Source organism: Aestuariivirga sp., assembly GCF_041738905.1.
Taxonomy (GTDB): domain Bacteria; phylum Pseudomonadota; class Alphaproteobacteria; order Rhizobiales; family Aestuariivirgaceae; genus Aestuariivirga.
Map to the genome: position 1 here is coordinate 1 of NZ_JBGSOZ010000059.1, position 20856 is coordinate 20856.

The window sequence follows — 20856 nt, forward strand, 5'->3', positions numbered from 1 at the left end:
CGTCGATGCGTTCGATGCCAAGGCCGATGCGCTGGCGGTGCTGGACGCGGCGGGCGCACCCGTCGCGAACGTGCAGGTCGTTGCCGGTGCGCCGTCGTGGTATCATCCGGGCCGTTCCGGCACGATCCAGATGGGACCGCAGAACAAGCTCGCCCACTTCGGCGAAATCCATCCGCGCGTGCTGGCGGCGATGGATGTGAAGGGCCCGCTTGTAGCCTTCGAGGTGATCCTCAACGCCGTTCCGGGCTCCAAGGCCAAGAGCGCCACGCGTGCTGCCCTCGTCACGTCCGACCTGCTGCCGCTGTCGCGCGACTTTGCCTTCGTCGTCGATGACAAGGTCGAGGCCGACAAGCTGGTGAAGGCCGCGAAAGGTGCCGACAAGGCGCTGATCAGCGATGTTACCGTGTTCGACCTCTACAAGCTCGAAGGCGGCAAGACATCGCTGGCGCTTGAAGTGACGCTTGCGCCGCGCGAAAAGACACTGACCGAGGCCGAGATCGAAGCGGTTTCCGCCAAGGTCGTGGCGGCGGTCACGAAGGCGACGGGCGGCACACTCAGAAGCTAGGGGCGGCACATGGCAAAAGCTGGCGACACACGGAAAGCCTTCGCAGATATCAAGGCGCACCTGAAGAAGGGCGCGCCCGCCGATATGCGGAAGGCCTTCGAGCGCGATGCGAAACGGTTCACGACGCTCTCCGCGAAAGCCGGCGACCTGCTGCTCGACTATTCGAAATGCGCCGTCAATGCGCGGACGATGAAGCTCCTGGCGTCTCTCGCCAAGGCAGCGGATGTCGAGTCCAAGCGCGATGCGATGTTCGCGGGCGACATTATCAACACCACGGAGGGCCGCGCGGTTCTGCACACGGCGTTGCGCAACCGCGCCAATGTGCCGGTGATGGTGGCGGGCCGCGACGTGATGCCGGACGTGAACGGCGTGCTGGCGGCGATGGTGGCCTTTGCCAACGACGTTCGCCGCTCGAAGATCACGGACGTGGTCAACATCGGCATCGGCGGCTCGGACCTTGGGCCCGCCATGACGACGCTGGCGCTTGCGCCTTATCACGATGGGCCGCGCCTTCACTATGTGTCGAACGTCGATGGCGCACACATCGCCGACACGTTGAAGCTGCTTCAGCCCGAGACGACATTGTTCCTGATCGCCTCGAAAACTTTCACGACGATCGAGACCATGACCAATGCGCGCACCGCGCGGAAGTGGATCGCCGAAAAGCTGGGCGAGAAAGCCGTGGCCGATCATTTCGCCGCGATTTCTACCGCCATCGACAAGGTGAAGGCCTTCGGTATTTCGGAAGACCGCATCTTCGGCTTCTGGGACTGGGTGGGCGGACGCTATTCGATCTGGTCGGCCATCGGACTGCCGCTGATGATCGCCATCGGGCCGGAGAACTTCACGAAATTCCTCGAAGGCGCGCATGCCATGGACCGGCATTTCCGCGAGTCTCCCGTTCTCGAAAACCTTCCCATGCTGATGGGCCTCCTCGGCGTGTGGCACAGGAACGTTGCGGGCCATCCCTCGCGCGCCATCATTCCCTATGACCAGCGCCTATCGCGGTTTCCGGCCTACTTGCAGCAGCTCGACATGGAATCGAACGGCAAACGCGTGACGACGGCAGGTGCTGCGGTAAAAGGGCCGACCGGCCCCATCGTGTGGGGCGAGCCCGGCACCAACGGGCAGCACGCCTTCTTCCAGTTGCTTCATCAGGGTACGGACGTTATCCCGGTCGAGTTCCTGATCGCCGCCGCGCCGCATGAAACCGGCATGGCCGAACATCACGCCCTGCTCGTCGCCAATTGCCTCGCGCAGAGCCAGGCCCTGATGAAGGGCCGCACCCTGAAGGAGGCCGAGGCGCAGCTTCTGGTCATGGGAAAGTCCAAGGCCGAGACAAAGGCGCTGGCGCCGCACCGGGTATTCACCGGCAACCGTCCGTCGCTGACGCTCGCCTACAAAAAGCTCGACCCCTTCACATTGGGCCGGCTGATCGCGCTCTACGAGCATCGCGTGTTCGTTGAAGCGGCGATCTGGGGCATCAATGCCTTCGACCAGTGGGGCGTTGAACTGGGCAAGGAACTCGCGACCGGCCTCCAGCCTGTAGTGGAAGGCAAGAAGGGCACCGAGGGCCTCGATGCCTCGACGGCGGGGCTTTCCGACTACCTGCGATCGCTAAGCTAGAACATCGCCTCGTCGAGCTCCATCACGGGTGACGCGCCCGCGGTGATCGCCGCGTGGAGCGAGGCTGCTTGCGGCAGGATGCGCTGCATGTAGAAGCGGGCCGTTGCGAGCTTGGCGCGATAGAAATCATCATTGCTCTTCGGCAGCGAAACTTCCGCCGCGCGCGCCCAGAGATAGGCCAGCGAGGTCAATGCAAAGAGACGCATGTAGTCGGCGGCTGCGGCACCGATTTCATCCGGATGCGATGCGGCGTTCTGGCGGATGGTCTGTGTCGCATCCTCAAGAAGATCATGGGCGGCGGAGAGCGGGTTGACGAATTCGCTCAGAGGGCCTTCGCCCGCAGCAGCAATATAGTCGGCGACGGGCTTCGAGAAGGCTTCGAGCAGATTGAGGTGCAGCACCTTGCGGCCGAGGAGATCCATCGACTGGATGCCATTGGTGCCTTCGTAGATCTGGGTGATGCGCACATCGCGGACGTGCTGCTCCTGGCCGTTGGAACGGATAAAGCCATGGCCGCCCAGAACCTGAACACCAAGATTGGCGACGTCGCTTCCTGCGTCGGTCAGGAACGCCTTCACCACCGGCGTCATCAACGCCACGACGTCATCGGCGGCTTTGCGCGCCTGCGGGTCGGCATGGTGTTCCGATACGTCGAGCGCCTGTGCGGTGAAGAGCGCCAGCATGCGGCAGCCTTCGACCAGCGCGCGCTGGGTCATCAGCATGCGGCGCACATCGGGGTGGACGATGATCGGGTCGGCGGGCTTGGCGGGATTCTTCGGGCCCGAGGGTGCTCGGCCCTGCAGGCGTTCGCGGGCATAGGTGACGGCGTTCTGGTAAGAGGCCTCGGCGATTGCAAGGCCATGAATGCCGACCGCGATGCGCTCCGTGTTCATCATCGAGAACATGGCCTTGAGGCCCTGGTGCGGTTCGCCCACGAGCCAGCCAGTTGCGCCATCGAAATTGATGACGCAGGTGGGGCAGCCATGAATGCCCATCTTGTGCTCGATGGCGCCACATGACACAGCGTTGCGCGCGCCCAGCGTGCCATCATCGTTCACCATGACCTTCGGCACCAGGAACAGGCTGATGCCCCTCGAGCCCATCGGCGCATCGGGGAGGCGCGCCAGCACGAGGTAGATGATGTTGGGCGCCAGATCGTGCTCTCCGGCGGAAATGAAGATCTTGGTGCCGGTCAGCGCGAAGCTTTGATCGGCCTGCGGGATGGCTTGCGTCTTCAGCAGTCCGAGATCGGTGCCGCAATGGGCCTCCGTCAGGCACATGGAGCCCGACCATTCGCCACTGGCAAGACGCGGCGCGTAGATTGCTTTCTGTGCATCGTTGCCGTGCTGCGCCACGGCGACATAGGCGCCGCGCGTCAATCCGGGGAAAAGACCGAAGGAGAGGCAGGCGCCATTCAGCATTTCCTCGAAGAGGATGTTGACCATGTGCGGCATGCCCTGCCCGCCATGATCCGGCGAGGCCGTCAAAGCAGGCCACCCGCCTTCGACCAGCGCAGCATAGGCCTCCTTGAATCCTTGCGGCGTGGTGACTGTGCCCTGATCGAAGCGCGCGCCTTCTTCATCGGCGCTGCGGTTCAGCGGATGAACCACTTCGGAGGCAAATCGATTTGCCTGTTCGAGAACAGCCTCGATGATATCGCGGGAGAAGCCCTCGAAACCGGGGAGCTCTGTGTGGGCCTCGAAGCCCAGCACGTCATAGAGGCAGAAGAGGTGATCGCGGAGCGGTGCTGAATATGATGGCATAAAGCGAGTTCAGCACTCCACGACGTTCACGGCAAGCCCGCCGGTCGAGGTTTCCTTATACCTTTCGTTCATGTCGAGGCCCGTCTGGCGCATGGTTTCGACGCAGGTATCGAGTGGAACGAAGTGCGTGCCGTCTCCCCGCAGCGCAAGCGACGCGGCGGTGACGGCCTTGACGGCGCCAAAGGCGTTGCGCTCGATGCAGGGCACTTGTACCAGCCCGCCGACCGGATCGCAGGTCATGCCGAGGTGATGCTCGAGCGCGATTTCGGCGGCATTCTCAACCTGCTCGTTACTGCCGCCCAGGGCCGCGCACAAACCTGCAGCGGCCATGGCGGACGCGGAGCCGACTTCGCCCTGGCAGCCGACTTCAGCACCCGAGATCGAGGCATTGTGCTTGATGAGACCGCCAATGGCTGCCGCCGCGAGCAGGAAAATGCGGATGCCGTTGATGTCGGCGCCGAGGCAATGGTCGAGATAGTAGCGGATGGTGGCGGGAATGACGCCCGCCGCACCATTGGTGGGGGCCGTCACCACGCGGCTGCCTGCCGCATTTTCCTCGTTCACCGCCATGGCATAGACCGAGAGCCAGTCCATCAGCCTGTGCGGCTGGATCGCGTTGTTGCCTTGCTCGTCCTTCAGCTTCTGGTGGATCTCCGCGGCGCGGCGCTTGATCTTGAGGCCACCGGGCAGCGTGCCGCTGATCGCGAGGCCACGGTTCATGCAGTCGCGCATGGCACCCCAGATGCGGTCGAGATTTGCATCGAGCTGTTCGGCTGATTGCGACACGGTCTCGTTGGCGCGCTTCATGTCCGCAATGGTCAGGCCGGAGATGCGGCCCATGTCGAGCATTTCGGCGGCGGTGCGGAAGGGATAGGGTACGTCGGGGGCCGGCCGTTCGGTCTTGTCGGCGGAAACGGCGGCCATGCGCTCGGCCTCCGTCTGGACGAAGCCGCCGCCGATCGAGAAATAGGTTTCTGCCAGCAGCGTGTTGTTGTCATCGTCGAGGATGCGGAAGACCATGCCGTTGGAATGGCCCTTCAGCGCCGGGCCGAAGTCGAAGATCACGTCACGCGCCGGATTGAAGCTGACCGGATGGCCATCGGGGAGTGTGATGGCTCCACGCGAGGACATCGCGCGGAGCACGTCTTCGACGCGATCGGGGTCCATCGCATCGGGCTTCTCGCCCGCAAGCCCCAGGATGACTGCGCGGTCGGTGCCGTGACCCTTGCCGGTAAACGCCAGGGAGCCGTGAAGAGTGACGGTCAGGCGGCCCGTATGGGGCAGCGACGTGGCAGCAGCCTTCTCGAGAAAGCGCGCGGCGGCGACCATGGGGCCTACCGTGTGCGAGCTCGACGGGCCGATGCCGATCTTGAAGATGTCGAAGACGGAGAGGAACATGGTCGCTTTCCAAACATGGCTTGAAACAGCAAGCATATCCCAGTCTGCCGCCTTTTCGACTGGAAACGTCAGGGCGCCCCATGGCGGCATGAGGCTTTTGCAGTTCCGGCGGTGCAGCGGCCATGCTCATATGCGGGCAACGATGGCAGATAGCCGCGACATGGGGCCAAGGACTTGGGGACAATCTGAACGATGCTTGCCGTATTCCTGGGTATCTTCGCGGCACTGTGCTGGTCGGTCCACGACCTGATGGCGAGGACCATGGCCGCGCGGATCGGGGCTTTCCGCATGGCAGCGCTGGTGATGGTCTCAGGCGGCATCCTGTTGTCGTTCCATGTTCTCTACCAGGGCCGCATCTGGCAGGCCTCGTGGCCGGCACTCTGGTCGGGTTTCCTGCTGGGATTGGCCTATGGTTTTGGCGTAGGCGGGCTGTTCAAGGCCTTCAGCCTCGGGCCTGTCTCGCTGGTAGGCCCGATCACCGCTGGCTATCCCGTGCTGGCGGTGCTGTGGGGTGTGGTCAACGGACTTGAACCCACGGCGCTGCAATGGACGGCGGTGGGAGCGACGCTCCTCGGTGCCATCATCGTGGCGCGATCCGGCACGGAGGATGGCGGCATCAATGCAGTGGAGCCCGGAAAGATGCCGACGCTGCTGCTCTTCGCCGTCATGGCTGTTCTGGGCTATTCCTCTTCCATAGTGCTCGGCCAGAAGGCCGCTGTTTCTGTGGGCGAGATCGAGGCGACATGGCTGTCGCGGGCGACCGCCCTCGTCACCATCCTGCCCTTCATGCTGAGCGAGGCGAAACCGCTGCCGCTCACTCGGCGGCACTGGACCGGCATCTTCATCATGGGCGGGCTGGACGTGCTGGGCGTCACCGCAGTCAATGCCTCCGGGCATTTGCCGGGGAAGGAATTCGCAGGCGTCGGCATTTCGGCCTATGGCGCCGTGTCCGTCGTGCTGGCGATGTTTTTTCTCAAGGAGAAGGTTTCGCCTGGGCAGTGGTTCGGCCTTGCGCTCATCGTCGGTGGCGTTGCGACCATGTCGGTGATACAGGCCTGAAAAGCTTCCACGCAGATTTTCAGGTGCGTACCTCATATTCTGCTTGAATAAATCACGAGAGTTGATTTATTATTCCTCTCACATTGCATGTAGCCCGCCGCTTCACCTATAAGCGGTGCCCTTGCAGTTGGGGACGGAAGGTAGCGACAGATGAACAAGCCAGCGCCGCGCGGGACCGATGCCGAGACGATCCGCGCCGAAATTCTCGAGAAGCTTGCCTATTCCATCGGCAAGGACCCGGCCGTGGCCAAGCGCCACGACTGGCTGAACGCGACCGTTCTGGCACTGCGCGACCGCATCATCGACCGCTGGATGGAATCGACCAGACGCGCCTATCAGACGAAGTCGAAGCGCGTTTACTACCTTTCGCTCGAATTCCTCATCGGCCGGCTGATGCGCGATGCCTTGCGGAACCTGCAACTCAACGACGCCTTCACCAAGGCCCTGCAAGCGTTGAATGTCGACATCGACCTTATCGAAGCGCTGGAGCCGGATGCAGCGCTCGGCAACGGTGGATTGGGCCGTCTCGCGGCCTGCTTCATGGAGAGCATGGCGAGCCTCGACATTCCTGCCTACGGCTATGGCATCCGCTACAACCACGGGCTGTTTCGCCAGAAGATCATCGACGGCTGGCAGATCGAACTGCCCGAGAACTGGCTCGAACACGGCAACCGGTGGGAATTCCCGCGGCGCGAGGCGGCCTACGAGATCGGCTTCGGGGGCCAGGTGGTTCCGGGACTCGAAACCGGAAACAAGCAGCAGCGGCGCTGGAAGCCGGGCGAAAAGCTTCTGGCATCCGCCTGCGACACGCCGATGGTCGGCTGGCGCGGCAAGCGCGTGAATACGCTGCGGCTGTGGACAGCGCGCGCCGTGGACCCGATCCGCCTCGATGCCTTCAACAGCGGCGACTATGGCGCGGCACTGGCCGAGAGCAACAAGGCCGAGATCATCACCCGCGTGCTCTATCCCGCCGACTCGACGCCTGCCGGACAGGAGCTGCGGCTGCGGCAGGAATATTTCTTCACGTCCGCTTCGCTGCAGGACCTTATCCGCCGCCACGTGCAGCAATATGACGAAGTGCGCTCGCTTGCCGACAAGGTGGCGATCCAGCTCAACGATACGCATCCCGCGATTGCCGTCGCCGAACTCATGCGCATTCTCGTCGACAACCACGCGCTCGACTGGGACGAAGCATGGTCCATCACCAAGGACTGCATCGGCTATACCAATCATACGCTGCTGCCGGAGGCGCTCGAGAGCTGGCCCGTCCACCTGTTCGAGCACGTGCTGCCGCGCCACATGCAGATCGTCTACCAGATCAACGCCAAGCTCATCGCCGAAGCGCAGAAGCGGCCCGGCTGCACCTCTGAGTTCCTGGCCTCGGTCTCGCTCATCGACGAGCACAACGGGCGGCGCGTACGCATGGGCCAGCTTGCCTTTGCAGGCTCGCACTCGATCAACGGCGTCTCGGCGCTCCACACGTCGCTGATGAAGCAGAGCGTGTTCCGTGATCTCAATGCGCTCTATCCCGGCCGCATCAACAACAAGACCAATGGCATCACGCCAAGGCGCTGGCTGTTGGGCGTCAACCCGCAGCTTGCGACATTGCTTACGGACTCGATCGGTCCCGCCGTGCTGGATGATGCCGCGAATCTTGTGAAGGCCACGAGTTTCGCCAAGGATGCAGGCTTCAAGGCCCGGTTCTCCACCATCAAGCGGCACAACAAGGCCGAGCTTTCGAACCTGATCGCAGCGCGCATGGGGCTGAAGGTCGATCCTTCGGCGATGTTCGATGTGCAGGTGAAGCGCATCCATGAATACAAGCGGCAGCTTCTCAACATTCTCGAGACGATCGCGCTTTATAATTCGATGCGGGCACATCCCGACCGGCCATGGGTGCCGCGCGTCAAGATCTTCGCGGGCAAGGCGGCGGCGAGCTATGCGCAGGCGAAACTCATCATCAAACTCGCCAACGATGTCGGCGCGGTCGTGAACAACGATCCCGACATCCGCGACCTGTTGAAGGTCGTGTTCATTCCCAACTACAACGTAAGCCTCGCCGAAGTCATCGTTCCGGCGGCCGACCTCTCGGAGCAGATCTCGACTGCGGGCATGGAGGCCTCTGGCACGGGCAACATGAAGTTCGCGCTGAACGGCGCCATGACCATTGGTACGCTCGACGGCGCCAACATCGAGATCATGGAGCATGTGGGCCGCGACAACATCGTGATCTTCGGCATGACCACAGAAGAAGTCGAGCAGAAGCGCCGCGAGGGGCATGACCCCCGCGCGGTGATCGAAGCTTCGGTCGATCTCAAAGGCGTGCTCGATGCGCTGGCGTCGGGCGTGTTCTCTCCGGACGATGCCAACCGCTATCGGCCCATCATCGATTCCCTTTACAACGGGGACTGGTTCATGGTCGCCGCCGACTTCGATGCCTATGCGAAAGCCCAGCGCGAAGTGGACGCCATCTGGCGCCAGACAGGAGACTGGACTGAAAAGACAATCCTCAATACGGTGAACATGGGCTGGTTCTCCTCGGACCGCACGATCCGTGAATATGCCCGCGACATCTGGAATGTCCCTGTTGCCTAGGAGTTGACGCGCTATGGCCGATCCGGAATGGAAGACGAGCGGCGCCGACATCGAGGCCATCATCAACGGCCGGCATGGCGATCCGTTCAAACTGCTCGGCCTGCACCAATCCGGAAAGTCGTGGATCGTGCGTGCCTTCGTGCCGGGTGCCCAGTCTCTCGAAGTGCTGGACGAGGCAGGGAAAAGCCTCGGCCAGATCGCCAAGGGCCATGACGCGGGTTTCTTCGAAGGACCGGTGAAGCTGAAAGCCCGCCAGCCCTTGACATATCTCGCCGCCAACAGCGGCGGGACGGGGACCGTGGCCGATGCCTATCTCCTCGGGCCGGTGCTGGGGCCGCTTGACGACTATTACATCGGTGAGGGTAACCATCTCCGCCTCTATGACAGGCTCGGCGCGCACCCGATGCGGCACGAGGGGCACGAGGGCGTGCATTTTGCCGTGTGGGCGCCGAACGCGTCGCGCGCGTCCGTGGTAGGTGACTTCAACGGCTGGGATGGCCGGCGCCATGTGATGCGGAAGCGCCTCGACACCGGTATCTGGGAAATCTTCATTCCGGGTGCGACGGAAGGTCAAGGCTACAAGTACGAGCTGCTCGACGCGCAAGGAAACCTGCTGCCGCTCAAGAGCGACCCCTTCGGCTTTGCCTCCGAGATGCGGCCGAAGACAGCCTCCAAAGTGGCGCGAACTGACCGCTTCACATGGAAAGACTCCGGCTACATGGCGGAGCGCGCAGGCCGCGATGACCGCCGTATTCCCATGTCGATCTACGAAGTCCATCTCGGCTCATGGCGGCGCAAGGATGGCGATGGCTTTCTCAGCTATGACGAGCTTGCCGGAACACTGATCCCCTATGTGGTCGACATGGGGTTCACGCATATCGAGTTGCTTCCCATCACCGAACATCCCTTCGACCCGTCGTGGGGATACCAGCCCACGGGCCTCTTTGCACCCACGGCACGCTTTGGCGACCCCGCAGGCTTTGCGCATTTCGTCGATGCCGCGCATGCGGCAGGCATCGGCATCATCCTCGACTGGGTGCCTGCGCACTTCCCCACCGACGAACACGGACTTGCCCGCTTCGATGGAACGGCCCTCTATGAGCACGAGGACCCGCGCCAGGGCTATCACCCCGATTGGAACACGGCGATCTACAATTTCGGGCGGCGCGAGGTGGCGAGCTTTCTCCTCAACAATGCGCTGTTCTGGCTGGAGCGCTATCACCTCGACGGGCTTCGCGTCGATGCAGTAGCCTCGATGCTCTACCTCGACTACTCACGAAAAGAGGGCGAGTGGATTCCCAACCAGTATGGCGGACGCGAAAATCTCGAGGCCATATCCTTCCTGCAGCGCGTGAACCACGAGGCCTATGGGCAAAATCCCGGAGCCGTCACCATCGCGGAAGAATCGACTGCGTTTCCGGGTGTGTCCAAACCCACATCCACCGGCGGCCTCGGCTTCGGCTTCAAGTGGAACATGGGCTTCATGCATGACACGCTTGAATACCTGAAGCGCGAGCCGGTCTACCGCAAGCATCATCACAACGAACTGACCTTCGGGTTGCTCTATGCCTTCTCGGAGAACTTCGTGCTGCCGCTGTCTCACGACGAAGTGGTGCATGGCAAGGGCTCGCTGCTGATGAAGATGGCGGGTGACGACTGGCAGAAGTTTGCCGGCTTGCGCGCCTACTATGGCTTCATGTGGGGCTACCCCGGCAAGAAGCTCCTGTTCATGGGCCAGGAGATGGCGCCGTGGACAGAGTGGTCGGAAGCCCGCAGCCTCGACTGGCACCTGCTCGACCATGCGCCGCACAAGGGCATGCAATTGCTGGTGAAGGATTTGAACCGCAGCTATCGCAGCATTCCAGCATTGCACGCTCGCGACTGCGAGCCCGACGGCTTTGAATGGCTGGTGGCGGATGACCACGAGAACTCGGTCTTCGCTTGGGCGCGGCATTCGGGCGAAGGCGGGCCCATTGTGGCGGTGGTCACCAACTTCACGCCGGTGCCGCGCGAGGGCTACGTTCTGCCCTTGCCAGCCGCAGGGCAATGGCGTGAAGTCATCAACACCGACGCCGGCATCTATGGCGGAAGCGGCATGGGCAACATGGGGGGCGTTACGGCGAGCCCTACGCCCTCACATGGCAAGCCTGCGCAGGCTTCCGTGACCCTGCCGCCGCTGGCGACGCTCTATTTCGTGCTTGAAACATAAGAAACTGACTGGCGTTCAAGGGGAGAAAGTGGATGGCCGAGTACCGGAAGATTGCGCCGCTGGCGCGTGACGCGATGGCCTATGTGCTGGCCGGCGGCCGTGGCAGCCGCCTGATGGAAATGACCGACCGGCGCGCCAAGCCCGCGGTTCCCTTCGGCTGCAAGTCCCGCATCATCGACTTTGCGCTCTCCAATGCGCTCAACTCCGGTATCCGCCGCATTGGCGTCGCCACCCAGTACAAGGCGCACAGCCTGATCCGCCACATGCAGCGCGGCTGGAACTTCTTCCGCCCCGAGCGTAACGAGAGCTTCGACATTCTCCCCGCTTCGCAGCGCGTGTCGGAAGACCAGTGGTATGCCGGAACCGCTGACGCCGTGTACCAGAACCTCGACATCATCCTGAGCTATGGCCCGAAGTACATGGTGATCCTCGCGGGTGATCACATCTACAAGATGGACTATGAGCTGATGCTGCAGCAGCACGTCGACTCCGGTGCCGATGTCACCATCGGCTGCCTCGAGGTGCCGCGCATGGAGGCGACGGGCTTCGGCGTGATGGCGGTTGACGGCACGGACAACATCACGGCCTTCGTGGAAAAGCCCAAGGACCCGCCCGGCATTCCCGGCCAGCCCGACATGGCTCTGGCATCAATGGGCATCTATGTCTTCGAGACGGCAGCACTCGCCGAGCACTTGCGCCGCGACGCCACAGAGAAAGATTCCACCCGCGATTTCGGCAAGGACATCATTCCCTATATCGTGAAGCACGGAAAGGCCGTGGCGCATCGCTTCACCGCGAGCTGCGTCCGCTCCGCGCACGAGACCGAAGCCTACTGGCGTGACGTCGGGACCGTCGACGCCTACTGGGAAGCCAACATCGACCTGACCGAGACGCTTCCCGCACTCGACCTCTACGACCAGAACTGGCCGATCTGGACCTACTCGGAAGTGACGCCACCCGCCAAGTTCGTCCATGACCTCGAAGGCCGCCGCGGCAGTGCGGTACAGTCCCTCGTTTCGGGCGGCTGCATCGTTTCGGGCGCCTCGATCAAGAGAACCATGCTGTCGACCAATGTGCGGGTCAATTCTTTCTCGAGCCTCGAGGAAGCCGTCGTGCTGCCCTCGGTGTGGATCAATCGAAATGTGCGGCTGAAGAAAGTCGTCATCGACACCAGCGTGGTCATCCCCGAGGGCCTCGTCGTGGGCGAAGATCCCGAGCTTGATGCCAAGCGCTTCCGCCGCACGGCGAGCGGCATCTGCCTCATCACGCAACCGATGATCGACCGCCTGAGCGCATGAAAGTCCTTTCGGCATCATCCGAACTCTATCCGCTGGTGAAGACCGGTGGATTAGCCGACGTGACGGGAGCACTCCCCGCGGCACTGTCACCGCACAAGGTGGACATGCTGTCGATCGTGCCTGGTTATCCGGCCGTGATGGCGGCGCTCGAAGGTGGAAACCAAGTCCACCGCTATGACGATCTCTTCGGCGGCGAGGCGCGGCTGCTGCGCGGCAAGGCCAAGGGCATCGACGTCATCGTGGTCGATGCGCCGCATCTCTATAACCGGCCGGGCAACCCCTATCTCGGTCCCGATGGCAAGGACTGGAACGACAACGCGCAGCGCTTCGCCGCTCTTTCGCGCGCGGCGGCTGATGCCGCCACCGGGGCCATCACGGATTACGCGCCCGACATCCTGCATTGCCATGACTGGCAGGCCGCGCTTGCGCCCGTCTACGTGAAATTCCGCGGCGGCCCGAGGACCGTGATGACGGTTCACAACATCGCCTTCCAGGGACAATTCCCGGCCTCCTTCTTCGGCACGCTGGGTCTTCCGCCGCAGGCCTTTTCCATCGACGGCGTCGAGTACTACGGCAATGTGTGCTTCCTGAAGGGCGGGCTGGCGACTGCGGACGCGATCACCACGGTGAGCCCTACCTATGCGCAGGAGATCTGCACGCCGGAATACGGCATGGGCCTCGACGGTCTGCTGCGGGCGAGGCGGGGCGTTGTCAGCGGAATCGTCAACGGTATCGACGCGGATGTGTGGAACCCCGCGAGCGACAGCCTTATCGCACAGACCTATACGCCCCAGACGCTGGACAAGCGCGTTGCCAACAAGCGTGCGGTGGAGAAGCGGTTCAGCCTCGAACAGGGTGACGGGTTGCTCCACGGCGTGGTCAGCCGGCTAACGTGGCAGAAGGGCATGGACATCTTTGCCGCCGCTCTCGATGCGATGGTCGCGACGGGCGCGCGGCTGGCCTTGATCGGCACCGGCGAAAAGGCGATCGAAGCGGCCATCATGGCGGCGGCCGAGCGCCATCCGGGGCGGATCGGCATTGTCCTTGGATACGATGAGGGGCTCTCCCACCTCATGCAGGCAGGCTGCGACACCATTCTCGTGCCATCGCGTTTCGAGCCCTGTGGCCTCACACAACTCTATGGCCTCCGCTATGGCTGCGTTCCCGTGGTGGCGCGCACCGGCGGCCTGAACGACACCGTGATCGACGCCAACGCCGCGGCGCTGAATGCGGCTGTCGCGACCGGATTCCAGTTCTCCCCCGTTGACGAGCCCTCACTGGAGAATGCCTTGAGCAGAGCCGCACATAGTTATGCCGATCCAAAAGTCTGGAGGTCGATCCAGAAGCGCGGCATGGAATCCGATGTGTCGTGGGAGCGCAGCGCGTCACTCTATGCCGAACTCTACCGCAACCTCCTGAGCCTTTAAGAGCCAGCCGATGATCCTCACAGTCCAGACCACGCCATTCGACGGGCAGAAGCCCGGAACCTCGGGCCTGCGCAAGAAGGTGCCGGTGTTCCAGCAGAAGCACTATGCCGAGAACTTCATCCAGTCGATCTTCGACTCGCTCGAAGGCTTTGCAGGGCAGACGCTCGTGATCGGCGGCGATGGCCGCTTCTACAATCCGCAGGTCGTGCAGACCGCGATCCGCATGGCGGCCGCCAACGGCTTCGGCCGCGTGATGGTGGGCCAAGGCGCGTTTCTGTCAACGCCAGCCGCATCGCACATCATCCGCAAGTACCGCGCCTTCGGCGGCATCGTGCTTTCGGCGAGCCATAATCCCGGCGGTCCCGATGGCGACTTCGGCATCAAGTACAACGCGTCGAACGGCGGGCCGGCGCCCGAGAAGATCACTGACGCGATCTTCGCAAAGACGAAGACCATCTCGTCCTACAAGATCACCGACACGCCGGACGTGGACCTGAGCCGTGTGGGGACATCGAGCGTCGGCAACATGACTGTCGACGTTATCGATCCCGTCGCGGACTATGCGGTGCTGATGCAGACGCTGTTCGACTTCGACGCGATCCGCGAGCTGATCAGAACCGGCTTCGGCATGAAGTTCGACGCGATGGGCGCCATCACTGGTCCCTATGGCCATGCAATCCTCGAAGACATCCTCGGCTTTCCGAAGGGCACCGTGATGAACGGGACACCGCTTCCCGATTTTGGCGGCCACCACCCTGACCCCAATCTCGTTCATGCGAAGGAACTCGTGGACCTCGTGATGCCAGCGGGCGGGCCCGACTTCGGCGCGGCCTCCGATGGAGACGGTGACCGCAACCTCATCATCGGGCGCGGCATGTATGTGACGCCATCCGACTCGCTTGCCATTCTCGCCGCCAATGCCACGCTGACGCCCGGTTATGCCGGCGGTCTTGCCGGCATCGCGCGGTCGATGCCGACGAGCGCGGCGGCTGACCGCGTTGCAGAGAAACTCGGCATTCCCTGTTTCGAGACACCCACCGGCTGGAAATTCTTTGGCAACCTGCTCGACGCCGGCATGGCGACGATCTGCGGCGAGGAAAGCTTCGGCACCGGCTCCAATCATGTGCGCGAGAAGGACGGTTTGTGGGCCGTGCTGATGTGGCTCAACGTGCTGGCAAAGCGGCGGCAGAGCGTGGCCGAGATCGTCACGGCGCACTGGCGCGAATATGGCCGCAATTATTATTCGCGGCATGACTATGAGGAAGTGGATTCGGATGCCGCCAACGGGCTGATGAAGGCGCTGCGTGACCAGCTGTGCACGTTGCCCGGCCAGCACGGGATCATGACGGCGGATGATTTTGCCTATGATGACCCGGTGGACAAGTCCCGCACCATGGGACAGGGAATCCGGCTGATGTTCGAGGACGGCTCGCGCATCGTCTATCGCCTTTCCGGCACCGGAACCGCAGGCGCCACGCTCCGCGTCTATATCGAGCGCTACGAGCCCGATGCGAGCCGGCACGGTATCGAGACGCAGGATGCACTTGCCGATCTCATCGCATTGTCGCGCTCCATTCCGGAGATCGAACGGCGCACCGGGCGTGATGCCCCCACGGTGATTACCTGATCGCGACTGTCTCATCGTCCGGCGCATCGCCATTGCCGCTCGGCGTCACCCTCACGCCGGAGGGCGTGAATGTTGCTGTCGTGTCGCGGCATGCCACACGGATCTTTTTCTGCGTGTTCGAGGACGACGTGGAAGTGGCACGCCTCGCGCTGCCCGAGCGGCTGGGCGATGTGCACTACGGTGCCATTCATGGCATCCGCGAAGGCACACGCTATGGGTTCCGCGCGGAGGGGCCCTGGCAGCCCGAGGCCGGTCACCGCTTCGATGTATCGAAGCTGCTGCTCGACCCCTACGCACTGGAAATCGATGGCGCGTTTCATCATCAGGCTGAACTCACCACACGCGGGGTGGACACCGCGGCACTGGTACCGAAGGCCATCGTGCGGGCGATTGCGGCTGACGCCGAGCCGCTTCCGCCGAAGCGGCCGGACTTCATCTACGAAGTGCCTGTGCGTGCGTTTACAAAGCTCCATCCGGGCGTGCCGACCGAGAAACGCGGCACGGTGGCTGCGCTAGCCGAACCTGCCGTTCTCGATCACCTGAAGCGGCTGGGCGTGGATACCGTGGAACTCATGCCGGTGGCGGCCTGGGTCGACGAGAGGCACCTGGCGCCGCTGAAGCTTTCCAATGCCTGGGGATACAATCCTGTTGGCTTCCTGGTACCCGACCCCAGGCTAGCACCGGGCGGGCTCGCGGAAATCCGGCAAACGGTGGAGGCGCTTCACGAGGCTGGTCTGCGTGTCATTCTCGATGTCGTCTTCAATCACACTGGCGAAAGCGATGAGCACGGCGCAACGCTGTCGCTCCGTGGTCTCGACAATGCGCTCTACTACCGCCACGCCGATGGCAGGCTGGTGAACGATACGGGCTGCGGCAACACGCTGGCGCTCGATGAGGCGCCCGTGGTGCAGCTCGCCATGGATGCCATGCGAAGCTGGGTGACGCGCACCGGCATCGACGGGTTCCGCTTCGACCTCGCACCCGTCATGGGGCGCCGGGCCACGGGATTCGACGCGAACGCGCCGTTGCTGGCAGCAATCGAGCAGGACCCTCTGTTGAGCCGCCTCATCATGATCGCCGAACCGTGGGACATCGGGCCGGGCGGTTACCGGCTGGGCCAGTTCCCGGCGCGCTGGCAGGAATGGAACGACCGCTATCGCGACGATGTGCGGCGCTTCTGGAACGGCGATGCGCATGCCTCGGGCGCCTTCGCGACGAGGATTGCGGGCTCGTCCGATATTTTCGCGCCGCATCGCAGGCCATCGGCCAGCATCAACTTCGTGGCGGCGCATGATGGCTTCACGCTGCGCGATTCCGTTACCTTTGCGGCGAAAGACAATTTCGCCAATGGCGAGCAAAATCGCGACGGCAATTCGCATGAGCCGACATGGCCCGGCGGCGATGCCCGCGCCCTGCTGGCAACGCTTTTCCTCTCACGCGGCACGCCGATGCTGACCGCGGGTGACGAGTTTGGCCGCACGCAGAAGGGCAACAACAACGCCTATGCACAGGAAAATGCCATCACCTGGCTCGACTGGAGCGCGGCAGACACCGGATTGCTGGATTATACGTCGGACCTGGTGAAGCTGCGGCGCTCGCTCGGGCCATTCCTGGCCGACAGATTCCTCGACGGCGCGCCACGGCAAGGGTCGCTGCCCGATGCCGAATGGATCGGGGCCGATGGACTGGCCATGGACTGGCACGATCCGCAAGCTGCAGTTCTGGGCCTTGTGCTGGGAGAGGGCCGGAAGCGGCTGGCGATCCTGTTCAACCGTGGCCCGGGCATGGAGAAGGCCCGACTGCCGCACCGTGATGGGTATCGGTGGTCCCGCATCTTCTCAACCGCCACGGGAGAAGAGGTTCCTGCCGCGTCGATCACAGTATTTCGTGAAGAAAAGATCAGTGGAGCTGGCGTTACCGACGTCCAATTGCGAGAACTTGCTGGGGCGGCTGGCATCGAACGCGAATGGTGGGAAGTCGACGGCACGTATCACAGTGTCGGCCCCGATACACTGAGGGCTCTGTTGAAAGCATTGCAGCTTCCACATGGCACCGGAGAAGACCTGCGGCACTTCTTCGAAACATTAAAGCAACCGGGGCCGATTATCGGTGATACGAGTTATCCGGTCACACTGGCTAAGCCGTCGGCGTATCGGCGGCGGTTCTTCATCACCGGTAATGGCGAAACACGGTTGCTGGAGGTATCGCCAGCGTCGCCGGCGGAACTCCATCTGCCGCCAGGCGCCTATGACGCATGGTCCGATGGACACGAAGACGAGCGGAGGAAACTCATTGTCAGCCCCGGGCAATGCTACCTGCCGGAGGAATTGCGGAACGGAGGCCGGGTCTTTGGGCTTGCGTCGCATCTTTATGCACTGCGCCACCATGGCGGCAGCGGCATCGGCGACTTCGAGACACTGAAGCGGTTCGCCTCGCTCACCGCCGGAACTGGCGGGCGATATGCCGGAATCAACCCGCTGCATCATCTGTTTCCCACCGACCGCAGCAGGGCGAGCCCCTATCAACCGTCCGACCGGAATTTTGTCGATCCGATCTATATCGACATCGGCCAATTGTTCGCACGGTTTCCGATGCCGAAGACAGCGCGGCTCGCAGAACAACTGCGCGCGGCCTTCGAGTCACTCGAGGCGTTGGCACATGTCGACTATGCAGCCGTGTGGACGGCAAAACAGAAGCTGCTCGAATCTGCCTTCACGGAGTTCGGCGGCGATGCAGCATTCGACAGCTTTGTGAAGAGCGGCGGCGGCAGGCTGATTGATCATGGAGTATTCGAAGCGCGGCGGGCAAGAGAGAGTGTGACACCATCGCGCTTAGCCTACCGGGCCTTCCTGCAATGGATCGCCGACATGCAATTGGGCGAGGCTGCGCGCCACGGAAACCTCTATTGCGATCTGGCACTTGGCTGCGCCTTCGATGGCGGGGAGATTTCGTCCGAGCCCGATCTCTTTGCAGGCGGCGTTTCGATCGGCGCGCCGCCCGATCCGTTCTCGCGCGCAGGCCAGGTGTGGAACCTGCCGCCGTTTTCGCCCCTCGCGCTGGCCCGCGACAATCTCGAACCGATGCGGCGTATTCTTTCAGCCAACATGCGGCATGCGGCGGCGCTCCGCATCGACCATGTGCTGGGTTTTGCCCGGCAGTTCTGGGTGCCAAAGGGTGCTGAAGGCCGCAATGGCGCCTATGTCCGCTTTCCGCTCGACGGTCTCATTGCGGTCACGGCCCTCGAAAGCCGGCGCAATCGCTGCCTCGTCGTCGGAGAAGACCTCGGCACAGTGCCGGATGGACTCCGCGATGCGCTCTCGGCTGCCGACATATTGTCCTATCGCGTGTTGTGGTTCGAGCGCGAGGGAGCGGGCTTCAGGAAGCCTCAGGACTATCCGGCGAAAGCCCTTACCTGCCTCGCCTCTCATGACCTGCCCACGTTCTTCGGCTGGCGGGCGGGCCGCGACATCGACATTTCCCTGATGCTGAAGCAGATCGACCCGGCGCAGGCAGCGGCTCTCAAGGCTGGACGGCAGGACGAGGTTCAACTTCTGGAAGCTGCCGCGCATGTGACGGACGAGGACGGGAACAAGGCGAGTGCGGCTGTCCATGGCATGGTCGCCTCAACGCCCTCGAAGATCATGCTGATACAGGCTGACGACCTTGCGGGCGAGAGAGACCCGTTGAATGTGCCGGGCACCGACCGCGAATGGCCGAACTGGCGGCGCCGCGTGTCGGTGAACGTGGACCAATTGGCGGACTCACGGCTGGCGCAGTCGATCATCGCGCGTGTGAAAGAGGAACGGCCCGCATGAGTGCCCGCGTGAAGATCGAGAAGGTAGAGCCGCTATCGCACCGGTGGGCAAGGCTCGATCGCTACACCATCAACTATACGCGGCAGGACGGCCAGACCGAGACGCTGCTGCGCGAGGTGCATGACCATGGCCACGGCGCCACTGTGTTGCCCTACGACGCAAGGCGCGGCACTGTGCTGCTGGTGAGGCAGTTCAGGCTTCCGGCATTCCTTCATGGCGAGGACGGTTTTTTGATCGAGGCCTGTGCCGGCCTGCTCGACGGTGACGACCCGGCAGTCTGCGCCAAGCGGGAAGCGGAAGAAGAACTGGGCTTCCGCCTGTCGAACCTCCGGCAGATGGCGAGCACCTTCATGACGCCCGGTGCCGTGACCGAGCGGCTCACCCTTTTTCTCGCCGACTACGACCACGAGGCGCGGGTGAGCGCGGGCGGCGGCCATGCACATGAGGGCGAGGACATCGAAGTGCTGGAGATGGCCTTCGACAGCCTTCGCCAGATGTTGAAGGACGGAAGCCTCATCGATGCCAAGACGGTGATGCTCGTCATGTTTCTGGAACGTGAACTTGGCCTTCCGCCGTTGTGACACCATCGCCGCGGATGATCTTCACTGTTGAGGATGTATGGTCCTCGCAGGCCACGCCGAATGTGCCCCCGCCAAACAGCGGGGCGAGGCAGCGATAGTCGAAGCGGCGCGGCACGGCGCCGCGCTTCAGGGACACAAGATTCAACATGAGAGCCGCCTGCAGGGGCCCGTGAACCAGCAGGCCCGGATAGCCCTCTTTCGCCGCATAGGCCGTATCGTAATGGATGCGGTGTCCGTTGAAGGTGAAGGCAGAGAAGCGGAACAGCAAGAGAGGCGATGCCTCGACAGTCCAGTCCACGCCTGAGGCAGACTGTGGAACATCCGATGCCGGAGGGAGGCTTGCAGATGCCTCGCGGAAGACGAGATCCTGCCGCTCTCGCAGCAGCAGGCCCTCCGTGCCGGAAAATTCATGCGAGATCGAAACGATGAACAGATTGCCGGTGCTACCGTGGCGTTCCTTCACGCTGGCAACCTGCGATGTCTTCCGGATCGTTTGGCCGACGCGAATTGGCCCGAAGGTCTCGATCGATCCGCCTGCCCACATGCGGCGCGGCAGAGGTATGGGTGGCAGAAACAGGCCCTTGCGTTCCGCGCCATCCGGGCCTGTGTCATGTGTCTCCGGCGTTGCGGGCGCGATGCCCCAGTGAAATCCGGGCGGACATGCACCGGCCTCGTGCGATTCAAACAGATGAGGCGACATGGTCGCGCGATACTCGGCCAGAAGGCGCGGCGTTGCGATGTCTTCACGCGTCACGCTGCGGCCAATGAAACTGTTGAAGTCCGCTTCCATGTCAGTGTTGACCAAGGAGGCCACGGGCATGTCCCGCAACCGTGGAGAGGGTACCAGAGCCGTGCCGGATGCTGCCACTTTCGAACCCGCAGGGCGCCGGATC

At 63.0% G+C, this 20856-nt stretch carries 12 protein-coding genes and 1 pseudogene; 10 read left to right on the top strand and 3 right to left on the bottom strand.

Translation table 11 applies throughout. The features are described from left to right. Together ACEW8Q_RS04505 and pgi are read left to right on the top strand one after the other, a co-directional pair. A pseudogene (locus tag ACEW8Q_RS04505) lies at positions 1–565 on the top strand (phenylalanine--tRNA ligase subunit beta); the annotation flags it as partial. A 9-nt stretch (positions 566–574) separates the two neighbouring features. Continuing rightward, on the top strand, positions 575–2191 hold the full coding sequence (gene pgi / locus ACEW8Q_RS04510) for a glucose-6-phosphate isomerase (RefSeq protein WP_373502861.1): 1617 nt from the start codon (positions 575–577) through the stop codon (positions 2189–2191). On the opposite strand, the gene ACEW8Q_RS04515 is transcribed toward pgi, so the two are convergent. Together ACEW8Q_RS04515 and ACEW8Q_RS04520 are read right to left on the bottom strand one after the other, a co-directional pair. Next, positions 2188–3954 (bottom strand): acyl-CoA dehydrogenase C-terminal domain-containing protein, encoded by a 1767-nt coding sequence (locus tag ACEW8Q_RS04515; RefSeq protein ID WP_373502862.1) that lies wholly within the window; start codon positions 3952–3954, stop codon positions 2188–2190. The two genes, pgi and ACEW8Q_RS04515, sit on opposite strands and share 4 nt — an antisense overlap. A 9-nt stretch (positions 3955–3963) precedes the next feature. Then, positions 3964–5352, bottom strand: a complete 1389-nt coding sequence (locus tag ACEW8Q_RS04520) for an L-serine ammonia-lyase (protein ID WP_373502863.1) — start codon at positions 5350–5352, stop codon at positions 3964–3966. Between the two features lie 192 nt (positions 5353–5544). Between ACEW8Q_RS04520 and ACEW8Q_RS04525 the strand changes: the two genes are divergently transcribed. The 8 genes from ACEW8Q_RS04525 (at position 5545) to ACEW8Q_RS04560 (ending at position 19963) form a co-directional block, all read left to right on the top strand. Further along, the gene (locus ACEW8Q_RS04525) at positions 5545–6411 is read left to right on the top strand and encodes a DMT family transporter (protein WP_373502864.1); all 867 of its coding nucleotides are present in this window, start codon (positions 5545–5547) and stop codon (positions 6409–6411) included. Between the two features lie 150 nt (positions 6412–6561). Beyond that, positions 6562–9006: a glycogen/starch/alpha-glucan phosphorylase gene (locus ACEW8Q_RS04530; RefSeq protein ID WP_373502865.1), complete on the top strand. Its 2445-nt coding sequence runs from the start codon at positions 6562–6564 to the stop codon at positions 9004–9006. Between the two features lie 13 nt (positions 9007–9019). Then, positions 9020–11215, top strand: a complete 2196-nt coding sequence (gene glgB / locus ACEW8Q_RS04535; protein WP_373502866.1) for a 1,4-alpha-glucan branching protein GlgB — start codon at positions 9020–9022, stop codon at positions 11213–11215. 32 nt (positions 11216–11247) lie between these two features. Further along, entirely contained in the window at positions 11248–12513 is a 1266-nt protein-coding gene (glgC, locus tag ACEW8Q_RS04540; RefSeq protein WP_373502867.1) for a glucose-1-phosphate adenylyltransferase, read from the top strand. After that, positions 12510–13940 carry a glycogen synthase GlgA gene (glgA, locus tag ACEW8Q_RS04545; protein WP_373502868.1) on the top strand — a complete coding sequence of 477 codons (1431 nt, stop codon included), beginning with the start codon at positions 12510–12512 and terminating at the stop codon, positions 13938–13940. The genes glgC and glgA overlap by 4 nt, the downstream gene beginning before the upstream one ends. Before the next feature lie 10 nt (positions 13941–13950). Further along, positions 13951–15567, top strand: coding sequence for an alpha-D-glucose phosphate-specific phosphoglucomutase (locus ACEW8Q_RS04550; RefSeq protein ID WP_373502869.1), 1617 nt, complete (start codon positions 13951–13953; stop codon positions 15565–15567). Between the two features lie 32 nt (positions 15568–15599). Then, entirely contained in the window at positions 15600–19382 is a 3783-nt protein-coding gene (glgX, locus tag ACEW8Q_RS04555) for a glycogen debranching protein GlgX (protein WP_373502870.1), read from the top strand. After that, positions 19379–19963 (top strand): NUDIX domain-containing protein, encoded by a 585-nt coding sequence (locus ACEW8Q_RS04560; RefSeq protein WP_373502871.1) that lies wholly within the window; start codon positions 19379–19381, stop codon positions 19961–19963. The genes glgX and ACEW8Q_RS04560 overlap by 4 nt, the downstream gene beginning before the upstream one ends. Here ACEW8Q_RS04560 and ACEW8Q_RS04565 read toward each other — a convergent pair. Further along, a complete protein-coding gene (locus tag ACEW8Q_RS04565) occupies positions 19923–20777 on the bottom strand; it encodes a MaoC family dehydratase N-terminal domain-containing protein (RefSeq protein WP_373502872.1) in 855 nt (284 codons plus the stop codon). The genes ACEW8Q_RS04560 and ACEW8Q_RS04565 overlap by 41 nt on opposite strands. Between the last annotated feature and the right edge of the window lie 79 nt (positions 20778–20856).

Bases quoted from the DNA above. Each gene is read 5' to 3' on its own strand.
- pgi (WP_373502861.1), top strand. From the start codon at position 575: ATGGCAAAAGCTGGCGACACACGGAAAGCCTTCGCAGATATCAAGGCG.
- ACEW8Q_RS04515 (WP_373502862.1), bottom strand. From the start codon at position 3,954: ATGCCATCATATTCAGCACCGCTCCGCGATCACCTCTTCTGCCTCTAT.
- ACEW8Q_RS04520 (WP_373502863.1), bottom strand. From the start codon at position 5,352: ATGTTCCTCTCCGTCTTCGACATCTTCAAGATCGGCATCGGCCCGTCG.
- ACEW8Q_RS04525 (WP_373502864.1), top strand. From the start codon at position 5,545: ATGCTTGCCGTATTCCTGGGTATCTTCGCGGCACTGTGCTGGTCGGTC.
- ACEW8Q_RS04530 (WP_373502865.1), top strand. From the start codon at position 6,562: ATGAACAAGCCAGCGCCGCGCGGGACCGATGCCGAGACGATCCGCGCC.
- glgB (WP_373502866.1), top strand. From the start codon at position 9,020: ATGGCCGATCCGGAATGGAAGACGAGCGGCGCCGACATCGAGGCCATC.
- glgC (WP_373502867.1), top strand. From the start codon at position 11,248: ATGGCCGAGTACCGGAAGATTGCGCCGCTGGCGCGTGACGCGATGGCC.
- glgA (WP_373502868.1), top strand. From the start codon at position 12,510: ATGAAAGTCCTTTCGGCATCATCCGAACTCTATCCGCTGGTGAAGACC.
- ACEW8Q_RS04550 (WP_373502869.1), top strand. From the start codon at position 13,951: ATGATCCTCACAGTCCAGACCACGCCATTCGACGGGCAGAAGCCCGGA.
- ACEW8Q_RS04560 (WP_373502871.1), top strand. From the start codon at position 19,379: ATGAGTGCCCGCGTGAAGATCGAGAAGGTAGAGCCGCTATCGCACCGG.